At 62.0% G+C, this 9,211-nt stretch carries 8 protein-coding genes and 1 pseudogene; 7 read left to right on the plus strand and 2 right to left on the minus strand.

What is annotated here, in order from left to right:
* On the plus strand, positions 1 to 479 hold a 479-nt coding region (locus tag ACFE8Y_RS06025; protein ID WP_375463481.1), incomplete at its 5' end, for an FkbM family methyltransferase.
* A 94-nt stretch (positions 480 to 573) separates the two neighbouring features.
* Entirely contained in the window at positions 574 to 1,515 is a 942-nt protein-coding gene (locus ACFE8Y_RS06030) for a beta-1,6-N-acetylglucosaminyltransferase (protein WP_375463482.1), read from the plus strand.
* 37 nt (positions 1,516 to 1,552) lie between these two features.
* On the opposite strand, the pseudogene ACFE8Y_RS06035 reads toward ACFE8Y_RS06030, so the two are convergent.
* Positions 1,553 to 1,750, minus strand: a pseudogene (locus ACFE8Y_RS06035) (transposase); the annotation flags it as partial.
* 279 nt (positions 1,751 to 2,029) lie between these two features.
* On the opposite strand from ACFE8Y_RS06035, the gene ACFE8Y_RS06040 reads away from it, so the two are divergent.
* The 5 genes from ACFE8Y_RS06040 (at position 2,030) to ACFE8Y_RS06060 (ending at position 8,157) form a co-directional block, all read left to right on the plus strand.
* Complete coding sequence (locus ACFE8Y_RS06040; protein WP_375463483.1) at positions 2,030 to 3,466, plus strand: amidase; 1,437 nt, start codon at positions 2,030 to 2,032, stop codon at positions 3,464 to 3,466.
* A 389-nt stretch (positions 3,467 to 3,855) separates the two neighbouring features.
* Entirely contained in the window at positions 3,856 to 4,917 is a 1,062-nt protein-coding gene (locus tag ACFE8Y_RS06045; RefSeq protein ID WP_375463484.1) for an amino acid ABC transporter substrate-binding protein, read from the plus strand.
* A 96-nt stretch (positions 4,918 to 5,013) separates the two neighbouring features.
* Positions 5,014 to 6,228: an amino acid ABC transporter permease gene (locus ACFE8Y_RS06050; protein ID WP_375463485.1), complete on the plus strand. Its 1,215-nt coding sequence runs from the start codon at positions 5,014 to 5,016 to the stop codon at positions 6,226 to 6,228.
* Positions 6,229 to 6,240: 12 nt separating this feature from the next.
* On the plus strand, positions 6,241 to 7,359 hold the full coding sequence (locus ACFE8Y_RS06055) for an amino acid ABC transporter permease (protein ID WP_375463491.1): 1,119 nt from the start codon (positions 6,241 to 6,243) through the stop codon (positions 7,357 to 7,359).
* Between the two features lie 105 nt (positions 7,360 to 7,464).
* Positions 7,465 to 8,157 (plus strand): amino acid ABC transporter ATP-binding protein, encoded by a 693-nt coding sequence (locus ACFE8Y_RS06060; protein WP_375463492.1) that lies wholly within the window; start codon positions 7,465 to 7,467, stop codon positions 8,155 to 8,157.
* Between the two features lie 194 nt (positions 8,158 to 8,351).
* Here the strand turns inward: ACFE8Y_RS06060 and ACFE8Y_RS06065 are convergent, their stop codons facing one another.
* Positions 8,352 to 8,750, minus strand: coding sequence for a hypothetical protein (locus ACFE8Y_RS06065; RefSeq protein WP_375463486.1), 399 nt, complete (start codon positions 8,748 to 8,750; stop codon positions 8,352 to 8,354).
* Positions 8,751 to 9,211: the final 461 nt, after the last annotated feature.

Consider the following 9,211-nt stretch of genomic DNA (forward strand, 5'->3'; position numbering starts at 1 on the left):
CATCCGGGCAATTAATATTTTATGAACCTCTATCAGGTGGCTACAAATCTCAATGGGGATCAATAAACAAGCGGAAAGATTTTGAAGAATTTCAAAGTATTAATGTAAATGCAATCACCTTACACACGGCTATTGTTCGTGCAGTAAATTCATCTAATATCGACTCAAAAATCGCACTGTGGATAGATGTCGAAGGGGCTACTTATGACGTGTTAGTAGGGTCCGACAAGCTGGTTCAGGAAAATATTTCCGTAGTTTTTGCTGAACTCAATGATACACAGGCATATGAATCCTCGGCGACATCTATCAAAGTAATAGATTATATGCTCAATGCCGGATTTGTACCAATAGCGCGTGATAATGAATGGCAAGACGCCTGGAATATAGTATTTATACATGAGTCTTTAGTGCCGTCATTGCAAGAAATAATTCTACCATGGCTAGCGGAAGAGGCAAGACTTATCAGCAAAGGACTGTAAGATTGATTCTTGCTGCTATGGATGATTCGCAGATATGATATTATATATAATACAAGTTCACAGAAATGTTGATCAACTGATCGAGCTCTGCTGGTTGCTGAAAGGCCCTCAGGCAAAAATATTGTGCTTAATTGATGAGGAAGGCGATATATCACCAAAGGATATGTACGAAGTGCGGGCGAGACTACCAGAAACAGCTATTGTTCGGTTTATTCCAAGTATAACGTGGGGTGGAATATCACAAGTCAAATCTTGGATTGAGGCAATGTCTTACGCCCATGAACGACTTGGAAGTTGGGAGTGGATTATCAATCTGTCTGCAGAATGTTTGCCGTTGAAATCTTCCGTAGAGCTCAACGACTTTTTAGCAGAAGGCTTCCGTAGGAATATCGTTAGCTACATGCTTTTCTATAGTGACCTCGGCTACAAAGTTGATAAGAAAAATGTCTCTACAAATGAATTAGTTGATGGCTGTGAGGAAATGCTTCGCTGTGATCCTCGTAGAATATCGGATTACGAAGTTAGCAGGGCCCGTATCCGCGCTGATGCTGGACAGGCAACTGAAGGAATTGTACAACGTATGATCATGGAGTGGCCGTTCCGTGGCGCATTAAGATGTAATGAAATCGGCAATAAGCGCATTTCGTTGAGGCGCCTAACCAAAATTGAATTAGATGACAGAGCAAGATTCCTATCGACATTTGGATTGAGCGGCGGAAGAGCTTGGTTCGGGTTCCATAGAGTGATGGTGTCAGCAATTCTTAATTCTAGTATTACACAGCAATTATATAATGGTTTGCAGCACTTTCTATGCCCAGACGAAATGTTTTTTCAAACTTTATATAATAATATTTCTGATAAGCTTCCTGGGCATTGTGAACCATTCAATTTCCACTTCGCCCAGGGTGAGCCGCTCCAAGTATCAGATGAAAATTCGAGCGAAATACTAAGCTCCGATGCTTGGTTTGTCCGGAAAGTCTCATACCACGAATGTCCTGCTATCCTCAATGCCGTCAGGGATCGCGTTAAATCATGAGCGATAAGACCTCCTTTTAATGGCGCAAGAGAGTGCCTGTAGAGTGAGCGGCGGACTCGGCTCCGAACACCCCGGCAGCCCCGTCGAGAAGCTGACCCTTCCACGTCGTGATCTGGTTGGGATGGACATCAAAGTGCTGGGCCAATTCGGCCAGGGTCTTCTCGCCCCGCAAGGCAGCCAGAGCCACCTTCGCCTTGAAGGCCGGGAGGTGGTTCCGGCGCTGTCGCTTGCTCATCGTCGCTCCTGATCCGCAGCCATCCTGGCCGCCGTCAGGCAGAAATTCCACCCAGCCCCGCCGTGCAGATTCCTCGAACAACCTCTCACCGGGGTGCGATTTGATGCATCATCGCTATCGGATCAGGAGTCTTCGCGTGGCTGATGCCGTCCGGTTCGTTCCACCAATCGGCGACCACCCACGCTACATGCTGCTCACGGGCGCGAGCCGCGGGATCGGTCATGCGACCCTCAAGCTGTTCCAGGGCTGATCGGCGACGCCAGCGACCGAGGACATCCGATGAACGATTATGAGAGCTACGACGCCCTCGGCCTCGCAGACCTCGTGCGTCGGCGAGAGGCGAGCCCCTTGGAGCTTCTGGACAGCGCGCTCAGCCTGACCGAGCAGCGCAATGGATCGCTCAATGCCGTCGTGTGGGCTGATCCGGAGCGGGCAAGGCGGGCAATCGCCGACGGCCTGCCGCAGGGACCGTTCCATGGCGTGCCGTTCCTGGTGAAGGATATCTCGGCCCCGGTGCAGGGCTTTCCGGCGACGGCGGGCTCTCGCCTGTTCGCGGGTCACGTGGCGGATACGGACTCGGAACTGGTCCGCCGCCACAAGGCTGCGGGCTTCGTCATCTTCGGCATGACCACGACCCCCGAGCTCGGAATGAACCCGACGAGCGAGGCCGCCCTCTACGGTCCGCCGACCCGCAATCCGTGGGACCTGAGCCGGTCCGCCGGAGGTTCCAGCGGCGGCGCGGCCGCCGCGGTGGCCGGTGGCATCGTGCCGCTCGCGCATGCCTCGGACGGCGCCGGTTCGATCCGCACGCCGGCGTCGTCGTGCGGCCTGTTCGGATTGAAGCCGACCCGGGGGCGGAACCCGATGGGCCCTAAGATCGGCGAGAGCTGGGGCGGGTTGGGCGTGACGCACGCCGTCTCCAGAACGGTCCGGGACAGCGCCGCGCTGCTCGACGCCACGCACGGAGGTGATCCCGGTGCTCCCTACGCCGCCCCCGATCCCGGCGGCTCGTTCCTGGACGCAGCGATGCGTCCACCGTCTTCACTCCGCATCGGTTTGGTCGAGGCGATGCCGGGCGGCGCTCCTGTCCACGCCGACTGCCTTGCCGCGCTGCACGAGGCCGCCGGGCTTTGTGCGGATCTGGGTCACCACGTCGAGCCGACGCGCTATCCGGATGTCGACTACGAGGCGCTGTTCCAAGCGCATTGTCTCGTCATCGCGGCGGGTTCGGCCGCGTCCATCGACGCTGAAACGCTGAAGCGGGGGCGACCGCTGCGCGATGGGGAGGTGGAGTTTTCGACGCACGACGCCGCCGAGTTCGCCCGCCGGTGCAGCGCCGTCGATTACGGCAAAGCCGTCGGTGCCTTCCATGCGGTCGGCCGCCGGATGGCCGTGCTGCTGCAACGCTTCGATGTGCTGCTCACGCCCACGTTGGCGGAGCCGCCGGCGGAACTCGGGCGCTTCGTAACGAGCTTGCCCTTCATGGAGTTGCGGCGAAAGGTTTCCGCCTATGCCGGCTTCCTCCCGACTGCGAACTACACGGGCCAACCCGCCGTGACGGTGCCGCTCTACTGGAACGAGAACAATCTGCCGATCGGCGTACAAGTGTTGGGTCCGTTCGGAGGGGAGAGGGTGTTGTTCGCATTGTCGGGCCAGCTCGAAATGGCGCGCCCTTGGTTTCACAGGAGACCAGCCGCATTCGCGGCCTCTGCCTGATGCCATCATGATGACGCCCGTCGGGCAGACGGCCGTGAATGGCCAGCTCGCTGCTGAAGCCTATCCCGCCCGAACGGCTGGCGCATTCGCATCACTGGCCCGACTCATCCCTGGCCCGACTCCTGCACAGACGTTTACGTGTGCAAGGCCCGCACGCCGGAGTGTTGGCGATGCGCCGCCGCGGCACCGGGTCGTTACCGGGACAAGACGCTGCCGCCACGGCAAATCGAGCCGCGCCGACGACGCGTGGAAACGATCTGGAATTGGCCTCGGATTGTGATGAAGCAGAGTTTCCCTTGCGTTCTACAAGGTTCGGGCAAGGTTCGGGTTTGCACAAAGCGGGGAGCTGATTCCCCGCTCCACTGGGAGAGTGCCGGATGTTTCGACCTTTGCGTGACCGCGCCGCCGCATTGATCGCCGGCACCGCTTTTGCCTTCGGAGCCCTCGGCGGCGCCGGCTCGGCGGTGGCCCAGACGGCGACACCCGCGCCCACCGCCGCGTCCGGCTCGACGACGCTCGACAATGTCCGCAAGCGTGGCGAGTTGCTGTGCGGCATCGCCGGCAGCGTTCCGGGCTTTTCGCTGCCCGACAGCCAGGGCGTGATGCGCGGCCTGGACGCCGATAGCTGCCGGTTGGTGGCCGCTGCTGCGCTTGGCGATGCGAACAAGGTCAAGTTCGTCGTGACGACCGCGCAGAATCGGTTCACCGCGCTGCAATCCGGTGAAATCGACCTGCTGGTTCGCAGCACCACCTGGACGCTGTCGCGGGAAGGCAATCTCGGGCTGGTCTTCGCCTGGGTCAACTACTTCGACGGCACCGGCTTCCTGGTGAAGACCTCCGCCGGCATCAAGAACGCCAAGGAAATGGATGGCGCGACGGTGTGCGTGCAGCCGGGCACCAGCACCGAGCTGGCGATCGCCGACTTCTATCGCCTGAACAACATGAAGTTCACGCCGATCCTGATCAACGACAACGTAGAGATCCAGGGCGCCTTCCTGTCCGGCCGCTGCGACGCCTATTCGACCGACGCCTCCGCCTTGGCGACCTTCCGCTTCAGCCAGGGTTCGAAAGCCAATGAACTGATCCTGCTGCCGGACATCATCAGCAAGGAGCCGCTCGGCGCGATGGTGCGCAAGGGCGACGACAAGTGGTTCGACATGGTACGCTGGTCCTACATCGCGCAGCTGACCGCCGAGGAGAACGGCATCACCAGCCAGAACATCGACACCTTCGCCGACAGCAAGAGCCCCGACATTCGCCGCCTGCTCGGGCTTCAGGGCGATCTCGGCAAGGCGCTCGGGGTCGACAACAAGTGGGCCTACAACATCATCAAGCAGGTCGGCAACTTCGGCGAGATGTGGGACCGTAACATCACCCCGATGGGCGTGCCGCGCGGCATCAACAACCTGTGGAACAAGGGTGGACTACAGTACGCGCCGCCGCTGCGCTGAGATTCTGCGCGAGGAGGACGGTCTCCCCGCGTCGTTCGTGTCAGGGGATGGCCCGTGCATTGCGTACCACCGTAGAGTGCCGCGGGGAAAAGCTTGATGTCGAGTACCGCTACGACCGATCCGCGCCTGATGGCACCGCGCGCCGCACCCAAAAGGCGCATGCGGCTGTCCTGGTCGGATCCGACCTTCCGCTCGGTGATCTGGCAGGTGGTCATCGTCGGCATCATCGTCGCGATCGTCTGGTATCTGGCCGTCAACACCAACCGCAACCTCGCGGCCAGGAACATCGCCACCGGCTTCGCCTTCCTGTCGCGCAACGCCGGCATCCCGATCGGCGAGAGCCCGATCCCCTACGATCCCGCGGTCAGCACCTACGGTGATGCGCTGATCATCGGCATCCTGAACACACTGAAGATCGCGATCATCGGCGTCGTGCTCGCCACCATCCTGGGCACCGTCATCGGCATCGCCCGGCTGTCGCGCAACTGGCTGGTCTCCCGTCTGGCCGCCATCTACGTCGAGGTGCTGCGCGACATGCCGCTGCTGCTGCAGTTGTTGTTCTGGTACACCCTGCTGCAGGGCCTGCCCGGACCAAAGCAGAGCTTCCGCATCGGCGATGCGGTGTTCCTGTCCAATCGCGGCATCAAGTTTCCGGTCCTGGTCTGGGAGCCGGCGCATGGCTGGGCGTTGCTGGCCTTCGCGGTCGGGCTGGTCTGCACGCGGCTCTATGCCCGTGTGCTCCGCCAGCGTCAGGAGGCCACCGGCAGGCGTCCCGTGCTCTGGCCGGCGGCGCTCGGCTTCCTCGTCCTGCTGCCCGGCCTGATCTGGCAGGGGCTCGGCGGACCGTTCGCCCTCGACATGCCCGTGCTGCGCGGGTTCAACTTCCAGGGCGGCGGGCTGATCAGCCCGGAATACGGCGCCCTGCTGGTCGGCTTGGTGACCTACACCGCCTCCTACATCGCTGAGATCGTGCGGTCCGGCATCCAGGCCGTCTCCGGCGGCCAGTGGGAGGCCGGCGAGGCGCTCGGCCTGTCGCGCGCTCAGGTGATGCGGCGGATCGTGCTGCCGCAGGCGCTGCGCGTGATCATCCCGCCGATGACCAGCCAGTACCTGAACCTAACCAAGAACAGCTCCCTCGCGGTCGCGATCGGCTTCCAGGACGTGGTCTCGATCGCCGGCACGACGCTGAACCAGACCGGACAGGCGATCGAGGGCATCGCCTACGTCATGGCCGTCTACCTCACGATCAGCCTGTCGATCAGCCTGTTCATGAACTGGTACAACGCGCACATCGCGCTGGTGGAGCGTTAGGCCGTGAGCGATATCGCCGTACCCGCGCCCGTCGTCCTGCCGCCCACGGTCCTGCTCGGGCCCTGGCAGTGGCTGCGCGCCAACCTGTTCAACTCCTGGCTCTCGACAGCGGTCACCCTGGCGCTCGGCTACCTGCTGGTGCGCCTGACCGCCGGCGCGATCAGTTGGGGCCTGGTCAACGCCGTCTGGACCGTGCCGGCCGGCGCCAGCGGCGCCGCGGACAACGCCGCCTGTTCCGCGGTCAAGGGCGTCGGCGCCTGCTGGGCGGTGATCGCCGACAAGTACCGGTTCATCCTGTTCGGCCGCTACCCGTTCGACCAGCAATGGCGCCCGGCGATCTGCATCGCGCTGTTCATCGGGCTGTTCGTCGTGTCCGCCCTGCGCCGGTTCTGGCGCCGCGAACTCGCCTTCATCTGGATCGGCACGCTGCTGGCGATCGGCGTGCTGATGTGGGGCGGCATCCTCGGCATGCCCTACGTGGCGCAGGACAGTTGGGGTGGCTTGCCGATCACGCTGATCCTGTCGACCTTCGGGCTGGCCTTCGCCTTTCCGCTCGCCGTCCTGGTCGCCCTCGGCCGCCGATCGACCAACATGCCGGCCGTGAAGATGATCTGCGTGCTGTACGTCGAGTTGATCCGCGGGGTGCCGCTGATCAGCCTGCTGTTCATGGCCAGCGTGATGTTTCCGCTGTTCATGCCGGAGGGCGTGAACATCGACAAGCTGCTGCGCGCGCAGATCGCCTTCATCCTGTTCGCCGCCGCCTACCTGGCCGAGATCGTCCGCGGCGGGCTGCAAGCCTTGCCGAAGGGTCAGGCGGAAGCCGCCGACGCGCTCGGGCTGTCGTACTGGGCCAAGACCGGCAAGATCATCCTGCCGCAGGCGCTGCGCATGGTCATCCCGCCGCTGGTCAACACCTTCATCGGCTTCTTCAAGGACACCTCGCTGGTGCTGATCATCGGCATCTTTGACCTGCTGACCGCCGCGAAGGTCGCCATCAGCGAGCCGGCTTGGCAGGGCTTCTCCACGGAAGTCTACATCGTTCTGGCGATGATTTACTTCGCCTTCTGCTTTGCGATGTCCAAGTTCAGCCGGGGTCTTGAGCGCGAGTTCGACCGCTCCCGTCGCCGCTAGGAAGTGAAAGCTATGATCGAGGCCCAGACTCGTCCGCGCTCCGTCTCGTCGCCGGATGCGACGCCGGCCATCCTGCTCGACAAGGTGAACAAGTGGTACGGCCAGATGCACGTGCTGCGCGACGTCGCGCTCAGCGTGGCGCAGAAGGAGCGCGTGGTGGTCTGCGGTCCGTCCGGCTCCGGCAAGTCCACGATGATCCGCTGCATCAACCGGCTGGAAACCCACCAGCAGGGCCGCATCGTGGTCGACGGCACCGAACTGACCGACGACACCCGTGCCTTGGACACGATTCGACGCGAAGTCGGCATGGTGTTCCAGGGTTTCAACCTGTTCCCGCACCTGACGATCCTGGAAAACTGCACGCTGTCGCCGATCTGGGTCCGTAAGATGCCCAAGGCCGAGGCCGAAGAGTTGGCGATGAACTACCTGAAACGGGTCAAGATTCCCGAGCAGGCGAAGAAGTACCCTGGCCAGCTCTCCGGCGGCCAGCAGCAGCGCGTCGCCATCGCCCGGGCCCTCTGCATGAAGCCGAAGATCATGCTGTTCGACGAACCGACCTCGGCACTCGACCCCGAGATGATCAAGGAGGTGCTCGACACCATGATCGGGCTGGCCGAGACGGGCATGACGATGGTTTGCGTCACCCACGAAATGGGCTTCGCGCGTCAGGTGGCGGACCGCGTCGTGTTCATGGACCGTGGCGAGATCGTCGAAAGCGGGCCACCCAACGATCTGTTCGAGAATCCTCGCACCGATCGGTTGCAGGTGTTCCTCAGTCAGATCCTTCGCGGGCATTGACCGGTCGACCAAGGCGGCGTTGCTGGCCTGCCTGCGGCCCGCCAGGCAGCCGTGTGTAGGGCGGTGACAAAATCATCCACTGGAGCGTCGGCGGAGTGCTGATGCGGGCGGTGTAAAAGCCGGCCAGTGGAGATGCTTCTCTTTCGAGAGGGGCCAAGGATGTTCGTCGTGGAAGTCTGCGCGGCAGTTCGTCTTCAACGATGGCAACTCTCGTCTTGAGGCAGCTCGAGTATTTGGGCTGAGCCGCGATCCGCTACCGGCGCGAGCGCTGGTGCACGCCGTCGGGGACGACGATGGTGGCCGCCCGGCCTAGGGCCGCCGGAGATCTTGCGCTTGGTCACGCAGGCGCGGCTGTCGTTCTCGGAGCCGTTGTGGAGTGGGATCTCGGGCCGCTCCAGCACGCGGAGCAAGGCGGCCTTGTGCCGATGCAAGCGGGCGCGCAGCCGATCGCGCATCGCCGCGCCGGTGCGGCGAGTGAAGATCCTGTCGAAGCGGGCACGCAGGGCGCGGGCTCGTTTGGGGCAAGGGGCGCGGGCCCAGGCCTTGAGGTCGGCGTAGAACCACCAGATCAGAGTGCGGGTGATCCTCGGCAACAACGCGATCGAGCGGACCGCTCAGGAGGCGGACCACCTGCCGCCTGGAGATCGTCAGCCCGAGCCCCGACAGCATCGCCGTCAGACGCTCGCTCGTGACCGGACCCTGGACGTGGGCGCCCAGGAGGAAACGATGCAGATGGGGCCCGAACCCGCCGGTTAGGATCAAGACCCCGCAGGCGGACGTGGACCGGATCAAGGAGCGGCTGAAACGGCTGAAGGAGGCCTTGCAATGAGCGACGATTTCGAACTAGGGCCTGTTGTCCCTTGAACGAACTCTGGTGTCTGAGGTTTTCCTGTTTTCAGGCCAGGAAGCGTGATGCTGTCAGACGTGCAATGGCGCGGGCCTGCCGCAGGTTGGCGTCGCGGTACCCAGAATCGCGGTAGACGTTGCCTCTGCCGTGGACTAGGGCCTGTCGTGACTTCATCCAATCGAGGGGGGCGGCGAGGCAGAGGACGCC

It is taken from the genome of uncultured Methylobacterium sp., assembly GCF_964242245.1.
GTDB lineage: Bacteria > Pseudomonadota > Alphaproteobacteria > Rhizobiales > Beijerinckiaceae > Methylobacterium.